This window comes from Aeromicrobium sp. 50.2.37 (genome assembly GCF_024655735.1).
In the GTDB taxonomy this organism is placed as follows: domain Bacteria; phylum Actinomycetota; class Actinomycetes; order Propionibacteriales; family Nocardioidaceae; genus Aeromicrobium.
The window spans coordinates 40,906-59,726 of the sequence record NZ_JANLGG010000011.1 but is presented as its reverse complement, the minus strand read 5'-3'; the positions used below and the strand labels follow the sequence as shown (position 1 = coordinate 59,726).

Genomic DNA, 18,821 nt, shown 5'->3' with positions numbered 1-18,821 from the left:
CGTCGGTTCAGGCGGTCGGCCAGCTGTCGAGCGCGCGGTGCAGCACGTCGACCACTCGGGTCCAGCTCGCGTCGGCCTCGGGGTCGCTGTGGTCGAAGGACCCGGTGGCCTCGAGGGCGATGAACCCGTGGACGGTGCTGCCGACCAGCCGCACGGCGTGCACGTGGTCCTCCTCGGGCACCCCGTAGCCGCGCAGCACCGAGGCGAGCAGCTCGGAGTGCCGTCGTCCCACCCCGACGCCGGTGTGGTCGGGGGCGAGCCGTCGTCGGGTCGCCGCGTACCGGCCGGGGTGGGCCCGCGCGTAGTCGCGGTAGGCGTCGGCGAGCGCGTGCAGCGCCGATCCGCCGGAGCGGCCGGCGACGTTCCTCGACGCGGCGTCGGCCATCTCGGCGAGCGCCAGCACCGTGATGCCGTCGCGGAGGTCCTCGGCGCCGTCGACGTGTGCGTACAGGCTCGGCGTGCGGATGCCCACGGCACGCGCGACGGCGGACGGCGTCACCGCGTCGAAGCCGACCTGGTCGGCCACGTCGGCAGCGGCATCGAGGACGCGTGAGCGGGTGAGTCCGGCGCGGGGCACGCAGTCAACCTATCACCACTAGGTGTATACCTAATAGTGTTAGGAACGATGAAGGGACGCACCATGCAACCGCTCTCCGCCGACCAGGTCCGCGCCTGCTTCGTGAACAGCTCACGCAGCAAGGTCGCCTCCATGACGCTGCCCGCGCCCTGGCCGCCCGACCGCCTCGACGAGCGCGACTACCTCGGCTGGGTCGACGCCAAGGCCCCGCAGCGCGCCTACGTCGTGCTGGGTGAGGACATCAGCGACGAGCCCGTGGGCATCGAGCTTCGGGTCGGGACGTCCGTCGGACCGGCGCGGACCACCCTGTGCGACTGGTGCCGCACCGACGACGGGACGTCGACGGCGCGGCTGCTGGTCGCGCGGCGCGCGGGTCCACGGGGACGCGCGGGCGACACGGTCGGGCAGTACGTCTGCGGCGACCTCGCCTGCTGGAAGCGCGTGCGCCGACCCCTCAAGCCGCACGAGAAGTCGGTCACGGGCGCGCCGGACCTTCGGGTGGACGACCTGCGCTCGCGGGTGCTCGAGTTCGTCGAGCGGGTGCGTGCGGCCTGAACGAGGTGGCTCAGCCGCGACGCAGCAGCACGACGCCGACGACCGCGGCCACGGCGGCCCCGGCCAGCACGGCGATGCGGCCCTTGTCGGCCTCGTCCACGGCGTCCTGCGCGCGCGACTTGACGTCGAGCTTGTCGCCCAGGGCGTCGACCGTCTCGGCCAGGTGCTCACGGGTGGCCGCGATCTCGGCCTCCAGCTGGTCGCGCTCGCTCATGACGGGTTCCCCTTCGCTGCGGCGACGTCGGCCTGCACGCTCTCGACGCGCGCCGCAGGTGCCTGCGCGACCTTCGAGACGTTGCTCTTGCCCAGCAGCGCGGCCACGCCGGCCACCACGAACAGGGCGACCGCGACGATGAGCGCGGCGAGCCACGGGTCGGTCACGTTGGCCAGACCCAGCACGGCGGCACTGAGGAGCACGCCGAGGCCGTAGAGCGCGATCACGCCGGCGGCGCCGAACAGGCCGGCACCCACGCCGACCCGCTTGCCGGCCTGTGCGAGATCGTCCTTGGCGAGGGCCATCTCGGCCCGGATCAAGGTCGAGATGTCCTCGGTGGCCTGCGCGATGAGGCGGCCGGTGGACTCGTCCTGCGGCGCCGCGGTCACGGGCGACCCAGGCGGTCTTCGGCGAGGTCGGCCGCCGTGGGCGGCGTGGTCACCGAGGGCGAGCTCGGGACCTCGGTGTCGGCCTCGGCCAGGTCGGCGTCGAGCTGGGGGTCGGCGACCTCGTCGATCGCGAACGACGGGTCGGCAGGATCGGCCGAGACGCCGTTGGAGGACGCGTCGTCGGACCGGTGGCCCTTGACCGCGTCGACGACCTTGGAGCCGGCGGCACTCGCGGCGCTGGAGGCGGCGTCGGCGGCAGCGCTGCCGGCCGCACCGGCGGCGCTCTTGGCGGCGTCGGCGGCATGGTCCACGCCGCTCTGGACGGTGGGAGAGTTCCAGACCTTCTGGGACTGGGTGCGGATCTGGTCGTAGCGCTCGCGTCCGGCCTTCGTGCCGAGCACGTAGCCGGCGACGCCAGCAGCAGCGATGAGCAGCTTGTTCACGTCGGACCCTCCTTCGGTGGTGGTCCGTCCATCTTGCTCCACTCCGCGGCGCCCAGCCACTCGGGTCGCGCGAGGTGGAGGCGGGCGGGAGCGACGCTCCCGTCAGGACAGACGTCGTCCGAGCGACCGCCCTGCCGCACGGCCGGAGAAGATGCACCCGCCGAGGAAGGTGCCCTCCAGGGCGTTGTGCCCGTGCACCCCGCCGCCGCCGAAGCCCGCGACCTCGCCGGCCGCGTAGAGACCGGGCACGGGCATGCCGCTGGCGTCGAGCACGCGCGACTCGAGGTCGGTCTGCAGCCCGCCCAACGTCTTGCGCGACAGGATGTTCAGCCGGACGGCGATCAGCGGACCGTGCTCGGGGTCGAGGATCTTGTGCGGCTTGGCCACGCGAACGATCTTGTCGGTGCGCGAGCGTCGCGCGTTGTGCACGGCCATGAGCTGCAGGTCCTTGCTGAACGCGTTGTCGACCTCACGGTCGCGCTCCACGACCTGCTGCTCCAGCGTGGCGAGGTCGATCGTGGCCCCGCCGCGGCTCTTCGCGTTCATCCCCTCGACCAGCTCGGCCAGCGTGTGCGCGACGACGAAGTCCTCGCCGTGCTGCTTGAACTTCTCGACCGGCTCCGGTGCGCCCTTCGCGAGCCGTGTCTGGGCGAGGAACTTCAGGTCCTTGCCGGTGATGTCGGGGTTCTGCTCCGAGCCCGACAGCGCGAACTCCTTCTCGATGATCGACTGCGTGAGCACGAGCCAGGAGTAGTCGTGGCCGGTGGCCAGGATCTCCTTCATCGTGCCCATCGTGTCGAAGCCGGGGAAGTTGGGCGCGGGCAGGCGCCGGCCGGTCGCGTCGAACCAGAGCGACGACGGGCCGGGGATGATGCGGATGGCGTGGTCGGGCCAGATCGGGTCCCAGTTGTGCACGCCCTCGGTGTAGGCCCACATGCGGTCGCGGTTGACCACGCGGCCGCCGACGGACTCGGTGATGGCGAGCATGCGACCGTCCACGTGCGCGGGCACGCCGAGGATCATGTGCTCCGGCGTGGGTCCGAGACGGTCGGTGGGCCACGCCTCGCGCATGGCCTCGGGGTTGCCGCCGATGCCGCCCGACGTGACCACCACGGCCGCGGCGCGCTTCTCGAACGCGCCGACCGGGGTGCGCGACGATGCGACGCCGCGGTCGGACTCGTCCGGCTCCAGCTCCGTGCCCCGCACGCCGACCACCGATCCACCCTCGACGACCAGGTCGTCGACCTGGTGGCGGAAGGCGAACCGCACCCGGCCCGCACGCTCCGCTGCCAGCACGGGCTCGGCGAACACGCGGACGACCTCGGGGCCGGTGCCCCACGTGAGGTGGAAGCGGGGGACGGAGTTCCCGTGCCCGCTCGCGCTCCCGCTGCCGCGCTCGGCCCAGCCGACGATCGGCAGGACCTTGAGGCCGAGGTCGCGCAGGTACTGGCGCTTCTCGGTGGCCGCGAAGTGCACGTACGCCTCCGCCCAGCGTCGACCCCAGGCGTCGTGCCCGGTCTCGTCGTCGGTCGGGCTCTCGAACGCCGCGGACCCGAACCAGTCCTGCAGGGCGAGCTCGGGCGAGTCCTTGATGCCCATGCGCCGCTGCTCCGGGGAGTCGACGAAGAACAGGCCACCGAGCGACCAGAAGGCCTGCCCGCCGAGGTTGGAGCGGTTCTCCTGCTCGACGACCAGCACGCTGCGGCCGGCGAGCACCAGCTCGTGCGTCGCCACCAGCCCCGCCAGTCCGGCACCCACCACGATCACGTCAGGTTCGAAGCTCTTCTGGTCCACCCCCCGATCCTGCCAGGCCCCCCGACCACCGCACGTCCCGGTGATTCCCATCAGTTGATGGGAATCACGAGCTCCCCTCGGGAATCTCCCGCTCACCATGGCGTGCCCGCCATGGTGAGTGGCAGAGAACCATGGTGAGTGGGAGGTTCAGGCCTCGACCGGGTGCTCGGGCGGCGTCATGGCCCAGCGGATGGACCGGGTCACCACCTCGCCGCCCAGCCGGACGGCACTCGCCTCGGCCACCGGGAGCCAGGGCAGGCGAAGCGGCCAGCGCGACCAGCGCGGCATGAGTCCGACGCCCGCCGCCGCGAGCACGCCGTACGGGACGCGGATGGCGAGGGGCACGGGCGGGTGGACGAGCAGGTACCGCACGGTTCGTCGGGCCGCCTCGGTGCTCTCGAGCTCCGGCCGGAACGCCTCGAGCGCAGCCTCCAGCTCGGCGACCGACTCCGGGACGTCGCTCGCCCCGAGCTCGCGGGCCACCACGGCGGCCTCGCGGACGTAGGCGTCGCGCCCCTCGGCGTCCAGCGGCTGGTGCCCGTACCGGTCGTGGGCGCGCAGGAAGCTGTCGACCTCGGCCACGTGCACCCAGCGCAGCAGGTGCGGGTCCGAGGCCCGGTACGGCCGACCGTCGGGAGCGACGCCCTCGATCGTGTCGTGCACGGCGCGCACCGCGCGGATGGCGCGCTCGGCGTCGGCATCGGTGCCGAAGGTCGTGACCGCGAGGAAGCCGCTCGTGCGCTGGAGCCGGCCCCAGGGGTCGCCGCGGAACCCGGAGTGCTGGTCGACCGCGGCCATCGCCAGCGGGTGCAGCGACTGCAGGAGAAGTGCCCGGATGCCTCCCACGAACATCGACGCGTCGCCGTGGACCGTCGCGATCGCGGAGTCCGGAGCGAACCGGCGCGGTCCGGGCGCGAACATGATGCGCTCGCGTCGGGCCGGTCCCTCGTCGCCGGCGACGCGCGCGAAGATCGTCGCGCCGAGCGTCGAGCGTGCAGAGGTCAGCGGCTTCATCGCTCCAGTGTCACCCGGGGTGCGGCGTTCCACCCGCCGACCGGGACGGAGGTAGCCGGCCACTCACCTCGGCCATCCCCGACTCACCATGGCGAGCACGCCATGGTGAGTCGGAGATTCCCGAGGTGAGCTCGTGATTCCCATCAACTGATGGGAATCGCCGGCACGCGGCCGGCGGGGGTGGCCCACCGGGTCGGGTCAGGGGGTGGCGCGGCGGGCCCGCTGCTCGACGGGGTCGGGGACGGGGACGGCCGCGATGAGGCGGCGGGTGTAGTCCTGCTGCGGGCGACGCAGCACGTCCTCGCGCGGGCCGACCTCGACCAGTCGACCCTGCTGGAGCACCGCCACGCGGTTCGCCAGCGAGTCGACCACCGCGAGGTCGTGGCTGATGAACAGGCACGCGAAGCCCACCCGCTGCTGCAGCTCGGCGAAGAGCTCGAGCACCCGCGCCTGCACCGACACGTCCAGCGCCGACGTCGGCTCGTCCGCGATCAGCAGGTCGGGGTCGAGCGCGATGGCACGGGCCAGGCTGATGCGCTGGCGCTGGCCGCCCGACAGCTCGTGGCCGAACCGTGTCGCGTACGACGCGGGCAGCTCCACGGACTCCAGCAGCGACGCGACCTTCGCGTCCACCTCCGCACCGGACAGGTCGGTCTGCACCCGCAGCGGCTCGGCGATGCAGTCGCCGATGCTCATCCGCGGGTTGAGCGACGCCGCCGGGTCCTGGAACACGAAGCCGAAGCGCGACCGCAGGGGTCGCAGCCGCGCGTCGGACAGACCCGACACCGTGGTGCCCGACACGGAGATCGTCCCGCTCGTGGGCTGCTGCAGCCCGACCGCGGCACGGCCGATCGTCGACTTCCCGGAGCCGGACTCCCCCACCAGCCCGAGCACCTCGCCCCGACGCACCTGCAGCGACACGTGGTCGACCGCGGTGAACGCCGGCTGCCCGAGACGCCCGGGGAACTCGACCACCAGGTCGTCGACGTCGAGCACGACGTCGGCCTCCTCGGACACGAGCGACGGTCCGTCCTCACGACCGAGGTGGGGCACCGCGTCGAGCAGGGCACGGGTGTAGGGGTGCCGGGGCGCGGCGAACAGGCGGTCGACGGGTGCGGTCTCGACCAGCCGGCCGCGGTACATGACCACGACGCGGTCGGCCACGTCGGCCACGACGCCCATGTTGTGCGTGATGAGCACGATCGCGGTGCCGAGGCGGTCGCGCAGGCTGAGGAGCAGGTCGAGGATCTGCGCCTGCACGGTCACGTCGAGTGCGGTCGTGGGCTCGTCGGCCACGATCACGTCGGGGTCGCAGGCGATGGCCATCGCGATGACGACCCGCTGCTTCTGGCCGCCCGACAGCTGGTGGGGGTAGTAGTCGACCCGCTGCTCCGGGTCGGGCAGACCGACCATCTCGAGCAGCTCGACGGCCCGCGCGCGGGCCGCCTTGGCGCTGACGTCGCGGTGGGCGCGGATGCCCTGCACGATCTGCCAGCCCACGGTGCGCACGGGGTCGAGGGCGGTCGACGGCTCCTGGAAGACCATCGAGACCTCGTCGCCGCGGATCGGCCGCAGCTCCTTGGCGCTGCGGCCGACGAGCTCGCGCTCGGCTCCCACCTCGGTCGTCCCACCCCGCGACGGGTCCTGGCCCGAGCGCAGCACCGCCGAGCCCGACACCGTCGCGGTCGACGGCAGCAGCCCCAGCACCGCCCGGGCCGTGACCGACTTGCCCGACCCGGACTCACCGACGACGGCCAGCACCTCGCCCGGCGCGACGTCGAACGTCAGACCGCGCACGGCACGTACGGCTCCGCCGTCGGTCGCGAACGAGACGGTGAGGTCCCCCAACGAGAGGACCGCCGCCCGTCTGACGTCGTCCGGCACCTCGTCGACGCCACCGCTGGCGTCGAGCTGGGCCAGCGCCTGCTCGTCCAGCTCGATCTCGGACTCGGTGGCACCGGATCCACCATCACCACCACGCGTGCGCAGCAGCGGGTTGAGCACGTCGTTGAGGCTCTCGCCCACGAGCGTCACGCCCAGCACGACCAGCACGATCGCCAGACCCGGGAAGACGCCGGTCCACCAGATGCCGTTGGTCGCGTCGGGCAGCGCCTTGTTCAGGTCGTAGCCCCACTCCGCGGCGGCCGACGGCTCGATGCCGAAGCCCAGGAAGCCCAGGCCGGCGAGCGTCAGGATGGCCTCGGAGGCGTTGAGGGTGCCGATGATCGGCAGGTTCTGCGCGACGTTGCTGAACACGTGCTTGAACATGATGCGCGGCGTCCGCACGCCCACCACGCGGGCGGCGTCGACGTACGGCTCGGTCTTCACCGACAGCGTGGCGTTGCGGATCACCCGGAAGTACTGGGGCACGAAGATCACGGTGATCGAGATGGCGGCCGACATGATGCCGCCGAACGCCCCGCTCGACCCGCCGGACAGCACGATCGAGACGACGATCGCGAGCAGCAGCGACGGGAACGCGTAGAGCGCGTCCATCACGAGCACGAGCACGCGGTCGAGCCAGCCGCCGAGGTAGCCCGAGACCAGACCGAGCGGCACGCCGACGAGGCTCGACAGCACCACGGCCAGCGCGATGACGATGACCGCGGTGCGGGTGCCGTAGACGACGCGCGAGAACACGTCGGTGCCGCCGACGTTGGTGCCGAACCAGTGCGCGGCCGACGGTGCCTGCTGGGTGCCGAACACGACGCCGTCGGCACCGCGGTCGTCGTTGAAGCCGTACGGCGCGATCCACGGTGCGAGGACGGCCACGACGACGAACGCGATCACGATCGCGAAGCCGAGGAGCAGCATGAAGCGCTGCAGGCCGTGGCTCTGCCGCACCACACCGGGCACGTACCTCGACAGGCTCGGCATCCGGTTGGTCGTCCGCGCCATCAGAACCGCACCCTCGGGTCGACGAGCGCCACGATGACGTCGATGAGGAAGCTGGCCAGGCACACGACGAGCGCGATGAGCGTGACGATGCCCTGCACGGCCAGGAAGTCGCGGGCCTTCAGGTACTCGGCGAGCATGTAGCCGATGCCCTTCCACTCGAAGGTGGTCTCGGTGAGCACGGCACCGGCGAGGAGCATGGCGATCTGCATGCCCATGACGGTGACGACGGGCACGAGGGCGTTGCGGAACGCGACCTTGCGCACCACACGACCCTCGGAGATCCCTCGGGCGCGGGCCGCGGTCACGTACTCGGCACGCAGCGTCTGCAGCAGGTTGATGCGCACGAGCCGCAGGAAAACGCCTCCGGTCAGCAGACCCAGGGCCAGCGCCGGCAGCAGCGCGTACTGGAGGACCTCGAGCACGTAGCCCGGGTCGCCCCACAAGATGGCGTCGACGAGCAGGATGTTCGTCCGCGGCTTCACGTCCTGCAGGGTGAGCAGCGTGGTCGTGGAGGCCCGCCCCGACGACGGCCAGCCGAACGGCGTGAACGCCAGCTTGAGCAGCAGGCCGACGAAGAACACCGGCGCCGCGTAGGCCACGATCGCGAACAGTCGCAGGGTCACGTCGGGCAGGCGGTCGCGGTAGCGGGCGGCGAGCCGGCCCAGCGGGATGCCGATCGCGAAGGCCACGACCAGGGCGTAGAGCGTGAGCTCGAGGGTCGCCGCGCCGTTGACCTTGAGGATCTGCGAGATCGGCTGGTTGTCGGTGAGCGTGGTGCCGAAGTCGCCGCGCACCAGCCCCGACACGTACTCCCAGTACTGCACGAGCATCGGACGGTCGAGACCGGCGTCGGCCTTGCGCTGGGCGATCTGGTCGGGGGTCAGTCGTCCGCCCTGGGCTGCGGTGATGGGGTCGCCGATCACCCGCAGCAGCACGAACACGAGGGTGACGAGCACCCAGATCATCGGCACCACGAGGGCCAGACGCACCAGCAGGTAGCGCGCCAGGGGCGGCAGGCCCCGACGCCGGGCGGGCGCGGGCCCCGGTGACGGGCTGGTGGGCGGCTCGTCCGCGGCGAGCACCTCGGCGGAAGACATGGGACTCCTGGTGGGAGAGGACGGACAGGCCTTCGACAGGCTCAGGGGGCGAGTGCTCCCCGAGCCTGTCGAAGGGTCGAAGGTCAGCCCTTCGAGAGCGACGAGAACCGGAACTTGAACGCCGCGTCGAGCGTGTCGTCCACGCCCTCGACGTCGTCACCGGCCACGGCCACCTGGGCCCCGGTCAGCAGCGGCAGGATCGGCACCTGCTGGGCGACCCGCTCCTGGACCTGGGCGAGCGTCTTCTCGCGCTCGGCCTCGTCGGCCTGCGTCCGCTCGGTGTCGAGCAGCTTCGTCGTCGTGTCGTCCTCGTAGTGGGACTGCAGGAAGTTGTTCGGCGCGAAGAACGGCGTCAGGTAGTTGTCCGGGTCCGGGAAGTCCGGGAACCAGCCCAGCTGGTACATCGGGTAGGCGTCCTTCACCCGCTCCTCGGAGTAGGTGTTCCACTCGGTGGACTGCAGGTCCACCGTGAAGAGCTTCGTGGCCTCCAGCTGCCGCTTGACCATGGCGTACTCCTGGTCGGAGTTGGAGCCGTAGTGGTCCGGGTTGTACTGCAGCTTGAGGTCGACGGGCGTGTCCACGCCGGCGTCGTCGAGGAACTTCTTGGCCTTGGCCGTGTCGGGCTTCTCGCCGTAGAGCTCCTTGAACGGCTCCGTGGCACCGGGCTGACCGTCGGGGACGGCCGAGTAGGCCGGCGTGAACGTGCCCTTGTAGACCTGCTCCGACAGCTCGGCGCGGTCGATCGAGCTGGCCATGGCCTGGCGGATCGCCGTCTTCTGCTCGTCGTCGTCGCCCGGCATCGTCTTGAGGTTGAACACGATGTAGCGCAGCTCGCCGCCGTCGCCCTGGTGCACCTCCACGCCGTCGGCCTTCTCCAGGCTGGCGATGTCGGTGGGGGTGAGCGAGCGCCACGCCACGTCGATCTTGCCGTTCTGGACGTCGAGCTTGAGGTTGTTGGAGTCCGAGTAGTAGGTCATGGTGACCGCGTCGTTCTCGGGCTCGCCGTAGGCGCCGTCGTACTTCTCGTTCTTGGTGAACTCGGCGATCTCGTTCTTCGTGTACGAGCCGATCGTGTACGGACCCGAGAAGCCCTGGGCCTTCACGGCGGCGTCGTCGTCGAGCACCGAGTCGGCGGGGTAGGTCTCCTCGTCGACGATCGGTCCGGCCGAGGTCACGAGCACCTGCGGGAACGTCACGTCGTTGGGGGCCGCGAGGGTGAACACGACGGTCTTGTCGTCGCGCGCCTCCACGCTCTTCATGGCCCCGAGCAGCGATGCCGGGCCGTTCGGGTCGTTGATGTCGACGATGCGCTTGAAGGAGAACGCGACGTCGGAGGCGGTCAGCTCGTTGCCGTTGGCGAACGTCAGCCCGTCCTTCATGGTGCAGACGAACTCGGTCGGCGTCTCGAAGTCGCACTTCTCGGCGGCGTCGGGCGTGAGCTCGGTGCTGCCCGCGGGGAAGTTCAGCAGGTACTGGTAGGCCTGCGTCTGGATCTGCGTCGAGCCGTTGTCGTACGCACCGGCTGGGTCGATCGAGACGACCTTGTCGGTGGTGCCGACGAGGATGCCGGCCTTGGTGTCGCCTGAGTTGCCTGCGCCGCAGGCGGCCAGGGTGAGCCCGGCCAGAGTCGTCGCAGCGAGGACCGCTGCCCCCCGATGGATGTGCATGCGCTGCCTTCCTGAGCAGGTGTGCCACGCGCTGATGGTTGCGCGGATCATGGACTTCTCGGCACGCTAGTGGGGGCTCGCGCCCGCTGGAAGGGTGCGCAGGTTGCGTTTCGATGACGACGCGGCCGGTGTGGGTGGCCTCGCGTCATGGTCTGGTCGCTGGGGACTCTCGCAGACATGTGTCCATCAGGTTCGGCTCAACCCCCTCCGCGGGAAGGGCCACAGCACTATCCTCCCTCGGGAGGGAGTCGTCGATGAAGAAGAGCGGAGTGGGGTCGGAGCGTCAGAGCAGCCTGCTCGACGCTGTCGTCGCGCTGTCCCAGGACCTCTCCCTCGACAACGTCCTCCAGCGCATCGTCGACTCCGCCAGCGAGCTGGTCGGAGCCACCTACGGCTTCCTCGGCGTGCTCGACGGTCGGTCCTCGAACCGGCTCGGCACGTTCGCCGTGCACGGGCTCGACGCCGAGCACCAGGACATGATCGGCCGCCTCCCCCAGGGGCAGGGTCTGCTCGGCCTGGTGATCGACCGGCCCGAGCCGCTGCGGGTCAACGACCTGAAGTCCCATCCCGAGAGCGCAGGGTTCCCGCGGCTCCACCCCGACATGACGTCGTTCCTCGGGGTGCCGATCCGCGTCCACGACCAGGTGTTCGGCAACCTGTACCTCACCGACAAGCAGGGTGACGGCGGGTTCACCGCGGAGGACGAGGCGGTCGCGGTGGCCATCGCGTCGGCCGCGGGCGTGGTCATCGAGAACGCCCGGCTGTTCGAGCAGAGCGAGCAGCAGCGGCGCTGGCTGCGAGCCACCTCCGAGGTAGCCACGGCGCTGCTGCGTCCCATCTCCCGCCAGGCCGCCAGTCAGCTCATCGTCGAACGGGTCCGCGACGTCGCGGGCGCCGGCGCCGCTGCGCTGGTCGTGCCCGACGACGACGGTCCGTTCGTGGTCGCGGCGGCGGTGGGCATCGAGCCCGACCCGGTCGGCGTCCGTCCCGACATCCCGTTCCTGCGCGAGGTCGTCCGGTCGGGGCAGGCGGTGGTCATCTCCGACGCCCTCCACGACGAGCGCATCGACGACGACACGCTGGCTGCGCTCCCGGGGCTGCAGACGGTGCAGGCGCACCCGTTGCACTTCGAGGAGGGCACGGCGGTCCTCGTCATGGGATGGTTCTCCGAGCAGGCGTCGGCCACCTGGGCGCTCGACCCCGAGCTGCCGAACGGCTTCACCCAGCAGGCCGCCCTCGTGATGCAGGTGGTGCGGGCTCGCGAGACCCAGGCCAAGCTGGCGATCTTCGAGGACAGGGACCGCATCGGCCGCGACCTGCACGACCTGGTCATCCAGCGCCTCTTCGCCATCGGGCTCTCGCTCGACAGCGCCTCGGCCTCCGTCCCACCGGCGGTCGGGGCACGACTGTCCGACGCCGTCGACGGGCTCGACCAGACCATCAAGGAGATCCGTCGCACGATCTTCGACCTCAGCTCGCCCACGGTGCCGGCCAACCTGCGCCTCGAGATCGACGCCATCGTCGGTGAGGCCGAGCGGATGCTCGGCTACCGCCCGACGGTGGAGACCATCGGACCGGTCGAGAGCGTGGTGCCCGACATGGCGGCCGAGCAGCTCGCGGCCGTGCTCAAGGAGATCCTGTCCAACATCGTGCGGCACTCCCACGCCGGTGAAGTGGCGATCGAGCTCGACGTCACCGACGACATCGTGCTCACCGTGACCGATGATGGTCTCGGGCTCGACCCCGACCAGCCGTTCGGCAACGGACTGCGCAACATGAGGCACCGCGCCCAGAACCTGGGCGGCAGCTGCGAGTTCCTGGAGCCGTCGCACGGCGGCCTCCAGGTCCGCTGGAGCGTCCCGAAGTCGATGCCGTGATCCCCGCCAACGAAGGAACCCCCCACATGAGCGAGTCCGTACGGATCTTCCTGCTCGACGACCACGAGATCGTCCGACGTGGCATCCGCGACCTCCTGGAGGCGCAAGAGGGCCTGTCGGTCATCGGTGAGGCCGGCACCGCTGGTGAGGCGCTCGAGCTCATCCCCACGCTGCTGCCCGACGTGGCGGTGCTCGACGCCCGACTGCCCGACGGATCGGGCATCGAGGTGTGCCGCGACGTCCGGGCCGCGCACCCGGAGGTCAACGTCATCATCCTGACGTCGTTCGACGACGACGAGGCGCTGTTCTCCGCGATCATGGCCGGCGCCGCCGGCTACGCGCTCAAGCAGATCCGCGGCAACGACCTCGTCGACGCCGTCCGCCGGGTGGCCGACGGCCAGTCGCTGCTCGACCCCGCGGTGACCGCCCAGGTCCTCGACCGGATCCGCAACGCGCCTGCGCCGAAGGACCCGCTCGCCGAGCTGACGGCCCAGGAGCGCCGCATCCTCAGCCTCATCGGCCAGGGCATGACCAACCGCCAGATCGCCACCGAGATGTACCTCGCCGAGAAGACGGTCAAGAACTACGTCTCCCAGCTGCTGTCGAAGCTGGGGCTCCAGCGCCGCACCCAGGCCGCCGTGCTCGCCGAGAAGCACCGCCTCTCCGGCGACTGACCCCCTCCTTCGGCCCGGCTTGGCTGCCTCCTGGCCTGCGGCTGCCTTCGCTGGGTGGGCTTCGGCCTTGCGGCTGCGCTGCTCCGGCTGGGTCTCGTCCTGCGGCTGCGCTGCCTCGGCTGGGTCTCGGCTCGGTCTCCGAGAGGGCCTCGACCGGCGGATGGCCTCCCGCTCGGCCGAGTCCCGGTGCTGCGGGCTGGTCCTGGGCCGTCGGAGGTAGGTGAGGCACCGAATCGAGAGGTCAGAGGTAGGTGATGCACCGAATCGGGCCGGCAGAGGTAGGTGACGCACCTCAAAACGCTCGGATTCGGTGCTTCTCCTACCTCCCACTGCCCAAGCCGGGTGAGAGGTAGGTGGCCCGCGGAATCGGCGCGTCTGAGGTAGGTGGCCCGCGGTATGGCGGCCCGTATGCGCGGGCCACCTACCTGCGCCCGGCGAATAACGCGCGCCACCTACCTCTGACGGCCTCGACCGACGCACGATGAGGCAGTCGGGTGGTCAGGACGACCCGAACGCATCATCGTGCGTATCGGTGGCCCGAGAACCCGGACCGAGCACGCACCCCACCGCCGGTCGAGGCTCCTTTCGGAGCGCAGGTCGACGCGAGGCCGAGGCAGCCGCAGCCGCAGGACGAGCCCCAGCCGAGGAAGCGCAGCCGCAGGACGAGACCCACCCCCGCCCACGTCACACCCGGACTCCCCCGCCCTTCGAGGAGGCCCACTACCCTGGGGGCATGGACCTGAACCAGTCGCTCGCCGCGTTCGACCCCGACGTCGCGCGTCTCCTCGACGCCGAGCTGGAGCGCCAGCAGACGACGCTCGAGATGATCGCCTCGGAGAACTTCGCCCCCGTCGCCGCGCTCCAGGCGCAGGGCAGCGTGCTCACCAACAAGTACGCCGAGGGCTACCCGGGCAAGCGGTACTACGGCGGCTGCGAGGTCGTCGACGAGGTCGAGCAGATCGCGATCGACCGGCTGAAGCAGCTGTTCGACGCCGACTACGCGAACGTCCAGCCGCACTCGGGTGCGAGCGCGAACGCCGCGGTGCTGCACGCGATCGCCCGGGCGGGCGACACGATCATGGGTCTGGACCTCGCCAACGGCGGCCACCTGACGCACGGCATGAAGATCAACTTCTCCGGCCGGCTCTACGAGGTCGTTCCGTACCACGTCGACGACGCCGGTCTGGTCGACATGGACGAGGTGCGCACCCTCGCCCGTGAGCACTCGCCCAAGGTCATCATCGCCGGCTGGTCGGCCTACCCCCGCCAGCTCGACTTCGCCGCGTTCCGCGAGATCGCCGACGAGGTGGGCGCCTACCTGTGGGTCGACATGGCGCACTTCGCGGGCCTGGTCGCCGCCGGCCTGCACCCGTCGCCGCTGCCGCACGCGCACGTCGTGTCCAGCACCACGCACAAGACGCTCGGTGGTCCTCGCGGCGGCGTGATCCTGTCCAACGACGCCGAGCTGGTCAAGAAGCTGCAGTCCGCGGTGTTCCCCGGCCAGCAGGGTGGCCCGCTCGAGCACGTCATCGCCGCCAAGGCGGTGGCCTTCAAGATGGCGCTCGAGCCCGACTTCAAGGACCGCCAGCAGCGCACCATCGAAGGTGCGCAGATCCTGGCCGAGCGGCTGCTCGCCGACGACGCCCGTGAGGCCGGCGTGCAGGTGCTCTCCGGCGGCACCGACGTCCACCTCGTGCTGGTGGACCTGCGCGACAGCGAGCTCGACGGACAGCAGGCCGAGGACCGGCTCCACGAGGTCGGCATCACGGTCAACCGCAACGCGGTCCCGAACGACCCGCGTCCGCCGATGATCACGTCGGGACTGCGCATCGGCACGCCCGCACTCGCCACCCGCGGGTTCGGTGCCGAGGAGTTCGGTGAGGTCGCCGACGTCATCGCCGAGGCGCTCAAGCCGGGCGACATCGACGTCGAGGGCCTGCGCAAGCGGGTCACGACGCTCGCGGAGCGGTTCCCGCTCTACCCGCACCTCACGCCCTTCACCTCCTGATCGTGACGTCCGCGGCCAGGCCGTCCACCGCGCGGCTGTGGCTGCGGCTCACGCCGCTGCACCTGTTCGCCCTGGTGGCGCTGGCGGCGTGCGTGGCGGGCGGGTTCTGGCAGCTCGGTGCGTACGAGTCGCGCCAAGGTGACGCGGCGCGCGAGTCCGCTGCTGCGGCGCCGGCTCCCATCGTCGACGTGTGGGGGCTGGGGCAGCCCTACCGGACCGACCTGCAGGACCGCCGCGTGACCGTCGAGGGACGGTTCGGACCGGTGGACGAGCAGTTCTGGGTCCGCGGCGAGATGACGCAGGGACGCTCCTGGCTGGTCGCTCCCTTCCTCGTCGACGGCTCCGACGGTGCACTCCTGGTCGTGCGCGGGGGCGTCGACTCGTCGACGCCCAGGAACGCGGCGATCCCGGAGGTTCCCACAGGACCGCAGAAGCTCACCGTCGTGCTGCAGCCCAGCCAGGGCGGTGGGTCGCCCCTCGGTCGCGAACGCACGACGACGGCGATCACCACGCCGTCCCTGCTCAACGAGCTGCCGTACCGGCTCTGGTCGGGCTACGGGCTGCTCGCGACGCCTTCGTCCGAGGGCGCACAGGCGCAGGGGTGGGAGCTCGTGGAACCGCCCGACCCCGACGTCTCCTGGACGGTGGGCCTGAAGAACCTCGCCTACGCCCTCCAGTGGTGGGTGTTCGGCCTGTTCGCCGTGGTCATGTGGTGGCGGATGTGCCGCGACCAGGTCGACGAGGCACGTGCCCGCCACGACGCCGCAGCAGCGGAGCGACCCGCCCACCGACCCGACGACCAGCCCGCCGATAACCTGGCCCCGTGAGTCGCATCGCTGTCGCCTACCGCATCCTCGCCTGGGTCGTGGGCGTGAACCTGCTCGTCGTGTTCGCCGGATTCTTCGGCAAGATCCTCACCGAGCCCGGCTCGTGGTGGCGCCGCAACCAGGACGTCTTCCTGGTCATCGACCAGGTCCACGGGCTCCTCTTCATGGTGCTGCTCGTGCTCATCGCCCTGCTGTCGAGCCGTCACCGCTGGAAGCCGGCCTTCACCGTCACGACGATGCTCCTGGCCACGGTGCCGTTCGTGAGCTTCTGGGCCGAGCGCCGCACCACCCGCGTGCTGCGCGCGGAGGCCGACGCTCCCAGCGCCCCCTGACCGGACGGCTCAGCGACCGGTGAAGGTCGCCTTCCCGGGGCCGTTCTCCAGGAACGAGGCCATCCCGTGCTGCAGGTCCTCGGTCTCGAACAGCTCCGACGCGATGCGCGTGGTGGCTGCGACGGCACCGGGCATGCCCGACGACTCGTGCACCCGCAGGATCCGCTTGGCCGCACCGAAGGCCCGGGTGGGGCCGACGGCCACCTGTCGCACGACGTCGAGGACGGCGTCGTCGAAGCCCTCGACGGGGAGTACGCGGTTGACCACGTTCCAGCGCTCGAAGGTGGCGGCGTCGAAGAGCTCGCCGGTGAAGACGACCTCCTTCGCCCGTCCGACGCCGGCCCGCTGGGCCAGGCGCTGCGTGCCACCCATGGTCGGGGTCAGGCCGATCACGCGCTCGACGAGGCCGAACTTCGCCTTCTCGCTCGCCAGGACGATGTCGCAGGCCAGCGCCACCTCGAGCGCCCACGTGAGGGTGAGGGCGTGCGCCGCGAAGAAGGTGGGCACGTCGAGGGCGGCGATCCGCTCGGGCAGCTCGAGCATCCGGTCGTAGAGCGCCTTGGTGTCGGCCTGCGAGGTGCGGGCGTGGAACTGGGCCACGTCGACCCCGCCGGACACGAGCTTGCCCTCGGCGCGCACCAGCAGCGCGCGCGGCGGGTCCAGCTCGACCTCGTCGAGCGCGACGTCGAACGCGTCGTGCAGCTCCAGGGAGTACAGGTTGACCGGCGGTGCGCTGAAGGTCAGGACGGCGATGCCGTCGACCCGGGTCACCTCGACCCGCAGGTCGGTCCCCGCGGCGGCGCTCATCGTGCGTCACCGGCCGGGTCGTAGACCCCGCCCTGGTCGGCCGTGAGGTTGCGGGCGACCACGACGCCCGCCGCCAGGGCGAGCAGGACAAGGACCAGGCGCAGGGGGTGCTCTCGCATGCACTCACGGTAGCGCCAGGTCCGTCTCTCGCCCTGCGGAGCGTCGGCGTGGCTTGCTTGTCGGGGCGTGGAAGGATGGAAGGGTCCCGCCCCGCACGACCTAGTGAGGAACGACGTGTCTTCCCCCCTGAGCGCCACCTTCAAGACGAACCACGGCGACGTGGTCATCCGTCTGTTCCCGGACCACGCCCCCAAGACGGTCGAGAACTTCGTCGGTCTCGCCGAAGGCACCAAGGAGTGGCTCGACCCGGCCACCGGCCAGGTCGCCACCCGCCCGTTCTTCGACGGCCTCACGTTCCACCGCATCATCAGCAACTTCATGATCCAGGGCGGCGACCCGCTCGGCACCGGGACGGGTGGCCCCGGCTACACGTTCGAGGACGAGTTCCACCCCGACCTGCGCTTCGACAAGCCCTACCTGCTGGCCATGGCCAATGCCGGGCCCGGCACCAACGGCTCGCAGTTCTTCATCACCGTGGTCCCCACCGACTGGCTCAACCGCAAGCACACGATCTTCGGCGAGGTCGACGGCGAGGCGAGCCAGAAGGTCATCGACGCCATCGTGGCCGTGCCGACCGACGGCTTCGACCGTCCGGTCGACCCCGTGGTGATCGAGAAGGTCACGATCGACCGCGGCTGACCGTGGACGAACCGCGCGCCGCCGGCGCGCAGCGGTGCTACCGGCATCCTGACCGCGAGGCCTACATCTCGTGCCAGCGGTGCGAACGGCCGATCTGCCCCGACGACATGCGTGACGCGTCGGTCGGCTTCCAGTGCCCGGAGTGCGTGAACAAGGGCGCCAAGGCCGTCCGCGCTCCGCGCACCGTCGCCGGTGGCGCGGTGCAGGCGCGCGAGGGCATCGTCTCGATGACGCTCATCGTCGTCAACGTCACCTTGTACGTCCTGCAGATGGCGACGGGTGACCTGCGCAGCGAGCTGTACCAGCAGGGCACCATGTGGCCGTTCGGCGTGGCCGAGGGCCAGTACTGGCGGCTCCTGACCTCGGCGTTCCTGCACCTGTCGGTCCTGCACATCGCCTTCAACATGTACGCCCTGTACCTGTTCGGGCCGTTCGTGGAGCGCGCGCTCGGCACGGTGCGGTTCATCGCCGCGTACGTGACGACGGCGGTCGTCTCGGGCGTGTTCGTCATGTGGCTGTCGAACCCCCTCGGCGGCACCGCCGGCGCCTCGGGTGCGGTCTTCGGCCTGTTCGGCATGGCCCTGGTGCTGCTGCTCAAGGCCCGCCAGGACGTGCGCGGCCTGCTGGTGCTGCTGGCGATCAACGGAGCGATCAGCTTCACGGGCAACATCAGCTGGCAGGGCCACCTGGGTGGTTTCGTGGCGGGCTGCCTGCTCGGTCTCGTCTTCGCGTACGCCCCGCGCGAACGCCGCACCCTCGTGCAGGTCCTCGCGTTCACCGGGATCTGGGTGGCCGTCGTGGTCGCGGTCGCGGTGCGCACGGCGTCGCTCACGGCCTGAGCGCACACAACACGACCGCGCCCCCTCACCGGTGCGGCAAGGGGGCGCGG

General features: G+C 71.0%; 19 protein-coding genes. 8 read left to right on the top strand and 11 right to left on the bottom strand.

The genetic code is table 11. The annotated features are described in order from the left end of the window. Nucleotides 1–7: 7 nt before the first annotated feature. Nucleotides 8–577 carry a TetR/AcrR family transcriptional regulator gene (locus tag NUV38_RS07695; protein ID WP_257728564.1) on the bottom strand — a complete coding sequence of 190 codons (570 nt, stop codon included), beginning with the start codon at nucleotides 575–577 and terminating at the stop codon, nucleotides 8–10. Between the two features lie 48 nt (nucleotides 578–625). On the opposite strand from NUV38_RS07695, the gene NUV38_RS07690 reads away from it, so the two are divergent. Then, nucleotides 626–1,132 carry an FBP domain-containing protein gene (locus NUV38_RS07690; protein WP_257728563.1) on the top strand — a complete coding sequence of 169 codons (507 nt, stop codon included), beginning with the start codon at nucleotides 626–628 and terminating at the stop codon, nucleotides 1,130–1,132. A gap of 10 nt (nucleotides 1,133–1,142) precedes the next feature. Here the strand turns inward: NUV38_RS07690 and NUV38_RS07685 are convergent, their stop codons facing one another. From NUV38_RS07685 to NUV38_RS07650, 8 genes are all read right to left on the bottom strand, one after another. Continuing rightward, the gene (locus tag NUV38_RS07685) at nucleotides 1,143–1,346 is read right to left on the bottom strand and encodes a DUF3618 domain-containing protein (RefSeq protein WP_257728562.1); all 204 of its coding nucleotides are present in this window, start codon (nucleotides 1,344–1,346) and stop codon (nucleotides 1,143–1,145) included. Continuing rightward, nucleotides 1,343–1,735: a phage holin family protein gene (locus NUV38_RS07680; RefSeq protein WP_055962510.1), complete on the bottom strand. Its 393-nt coding sequence runs from the start codon at nucleotides 1,733–1,735 to the stop codon at nucleotides 1,343–1,345. The genes NUV38_RS07685 and NUV38_RS07680 overlap by 4 nt, the downstream gene beginning before the upstream one ends. Next, nucleotides 1,732–2,178: a hypothetical protein gene (locus NUV38_RS07675; protein ID WP_257728561.1), complete on the bottom strand. Its 447-nt coding sequence runs from the start codon at nucleotides 2,176–2,178 to the stop codon at nucleotides 1,732–1,734. Before NUV38_RS07675 ends, NUV38_RS07680 begins: the two co-directional genes overlap by 4 nt. Nucleotides 2,179–2,280: 102 nt before the next feature. Beyond that, nucleotides 2,281–3,972 (bottom strand): FAD-binding dehydrogenase, encoded by a 1,692-nt coding sequence (locus tag NUV38_RS07670; RefSeq protein WP_257728560.1) that lies wholly within the window; start codon nucleotides 3,970–3,972, stop codon nucleotides 2,281–2,283. A gap of 147 nt (nucleotides 3,973–4,119) precedes the next feature. Beyond that, nucleotides 4,120–4,986 (bottom strand): oxygenase MpaB family protein, encoded by an 867-nt coding sequence (locus NUV38_RS07665; RefSeq protein ID WP_257728559.1) that lies wholly within the window; start codon nucleotides 4,984–4,986, stop codon nucleotides 4,120–4,122. A 198-nt stretch (nucleotides 4,987–5,184) separates the two neighbouring features. Next, nucleotides 5,185–7,884, bottom strand: coding sequence for a dipeptide ABC transporter ATP-binding protein (locus NUV38_RS07660; protein WP_257728558.1), 2,700 nt, complete (start codon nucleotides 7,882–7,884; stop codon nucleotides 5,185–5,187). Then, nucleotides 7,884–8,981, bottom strand: coding sequence for an ABC transporter permease (locus NUV38_RS07655; RefSeq protein ID WP_257728557.1), 1,098 nt, complete (start codon nucleotides 8,979–8,981; stop codon nucleotides 7,884–7,886). Before NUV38_RS07655 ends, NUV38_RS07660 begins: the two co-directional genes overlap by 1 nt. A gap of 83 nt (nucleotides 8,982–9,064) precedes the next feature. Beyond that, nucleotides 9,065–10,648, bottom strand: a complete 1,584-nt coding sequence (locus NUV38_RS07650) for an ABC transporter substrate-binding protein (RefSeq protein WP_257728556.1) — start codon at nucleotides 10,646–10,648, stop codon at nucleotides 9,065–9,067. A gap of 254 nt (nucleotides 10,649–10,902) precedes the next feature. Here NUV38_RS07650 and NUV38_RS07645 point away from each other — a divergent pair, with 254 nt between their 5' ends. From NUV38_RS07645 to NUV38_RS07625, 5 genes are all read left to right on the top strand, one after another. Next, entirely contained in the window at nucleotides 10,903–12,525 is a 1,623-nt protein-coding gene (locus NUV38_RS07645; RefSeq protein WP_257728555.1) for a GAF domain-containing protein, read from the top strand. A 26-nt stretch (nucleotides 12,526–12,551) separates the two neighbouring features. After that, nucleotides 12,552–13,199 carry a response regulator transcription factor gene (locus NUV38_RS07640; RefSeq protein ID WP_257728554.1) on the top strand — a complete coding sequence of 216 codons (648 nt, stop codon included), beginning with the start codon at nucleotides 12,552–12,554 and terminating at the stop codon, nucleotides 13,197–13,199. Between the two features lie 733 nt (nucleotides 13,200–13,932). Next, entirely contained in the window at nucleotides 13,933–15,207 is a 1,275-nt protein-coding gene (gene glyA / locus NUV38_RS07635) for a serine hydroxymethyltransferase (RefSeq protein ID WP_257728553.1), read from the top strand. A 2-nt stretch (nucleotides 15,208–15,209) separates the two neighbouring features. After that, the gene (locus NUV38_RS07630; RefSeq protein WP_257728552.1) at nucleotides 15,210–16,034 is read left to right on the top strand and encodes an SURF1 family protein; all 825 of its coding nucleotides are present in this window, start codon (nucleotides 15,210–15,212) and stop codon (nucleotides 16,032–16,034) included. After that, nucleotides 16,031–16,366, top strand: coding sequence for a DUF3817 domain-containing protein (locus NUV38_RS07625; RefSeq protein ID WP_257728551.1), 336 nt, complete (start codon nucleotides 16,031–16,033; stop codon nucleotides 16,364–16,366). The genes NUV38_RS07630 and NUV38_RS07625 overlap by 4 nt, the downstream gene beginning before the upstream one ends. Before the next feature lie 9 nt (nucleotides 16,367–16,375). Here NUV38_RS07625 and NUV38_RS07620 read toward each other — a convergent pair whose 3' ends face one another. Next, nucleotides 16,376–17,173, bottom strand: coding sequence for an enoyl-CoA hydratase/isomerase family protein (locus NUV38_RS07620; protein WP_257728550.1), 798 nt, complete (start codon nucleotides 17,171–17,173; stop codon nucleotides 16,376–16,378). Continuing rightward, a complete protein-coding gene (locus NUV38_RS07615; RefSeq protein ID WP_257728549.1) occupies nucleotides 17,170–17,292 on the bottom strand; it encodes a hypothetical protein in 123 nt (40 codons plus the stop codon). Before NUV38_RS07615 ends, NUV38_RS07620 begins: the two co-directional genes overlap by 4 nt. Nucleotides 17,293–17,407: 115 nt before the next feature. Here NUV38_RS07615 and NUV38_RS07610 point away from each other — a divergent pair, with 115 nt between their 5' ends. Both NUV38_RS07610 and NUV38_RS07605 read left to right on the top strand, forming a co-directional pair. Next, nucleotides 17,408–17,932 carry a peptidylprolyl isomerase gene (locus NUV38_RS07610; RefSeq protein WP_055966091.1) on the top strand — a complete coding sequence of 175 codons (525 nt, stop codon included), beginning with the start codon at nucleotides 17,408–17,410 and terminating at the stop codon, nucleotides 17,930–17,932. 2 nt (nucleotides 17,933–17,934) lie between these two features. Then, nucleotides 17,935–18,771: a rhomboid family intramembrane serine protease gene (locus NUV38_RS07605; RefSeq protein WP_257728548.1), complete on the top strand. Its 837-nt coding sequence runs from the start codon at nucleotides 17,935–17,937 to the stop codon at nucleotides 18,769–18,771. Nucleotides 18,772–18,821: the final 50 nt, after the last annotated feature.

Bases quoted from the DNA above. Each gene is read 5' to 3' on its own strand.
- NUV38_RS07655 (WP_257728557.1), bottom strand. From the start codon at position 8,981: ATGTCTTCCGCCGAGGTGCTCGCCGCGGACGAGCCGCCCACCAGCCCG.
- NUV38_RS07620 (WP_257728550.1), bottom strand. From the start codon at position 17,173: ATGAGCGCCGCCGCGGGGACCGACCTGCGGGTCGAGGTGACCCGGGTC.
- NUV38_RS07645 (WP_257728555.1), top strand. From the start codon at position 10,903: ATGAAGAAGAGCGGAGTGGGGTCGGAGCGTCAGAGCAGCCTGCTCGAC.
- NUV38_RS07615 (WP_257728549.1), bottom strand. From the start codon at position 17,292: ATGCGAGAGCACCCCCTGCGCCTGGTCCTTGTCCTGCTCGCCCTGGCG.
- NUV38_RS07650 (WP_257728556.1), bottom strand. From the start codon at position 10,648: ATGCACATCCATCGGGGGGCAGCGGTCCTCGCTGCGACGACTCTGGCC.
- NUV38_RS07660 (WP_257728558.1), bottom strand. From the start codon at position 7,884: ATGGCGCGGACGACCAACCGGATGCCGAGCCTGTCGAGGTACGTGCCC.
- NUV38_RS07640 (WP_257728554.1), top strand. From the start codon at position 12,552: ATGAGCGAGTCCGTACGGATCTTCCTGCTCGACGACCACGAGATCGTC.
- NUV38_RS07685 (WP_257728562.1), bottom strand. From the start codon at position 1,346: ATGAGCGAGCGCGACCAGCTGGAGGCCGAGATCGCGGCCACCCGTGAG.
- NUV38_RS07665 (WP_257728559.1), bottom strand. From the start codon at position 4,986: ATGAAGCCGCTGACCTCTGCACGCTCGACGCTCGGCGCGACGATCTTC.
- glyA (WP_257728553.1), top strand. From the start codon at position 13,933: ATGGACCTGAACCAGTCGCTCGCCGCGTTCGACCCCGACGTCGCGCGT.
- NUV38_RS07690 (WP_257728563.1), top strand. From the start codon at position 626: ATGAAGGGACGCACCATGCAACCGCTCTCCGCCGACCAGGTCCGCGCC.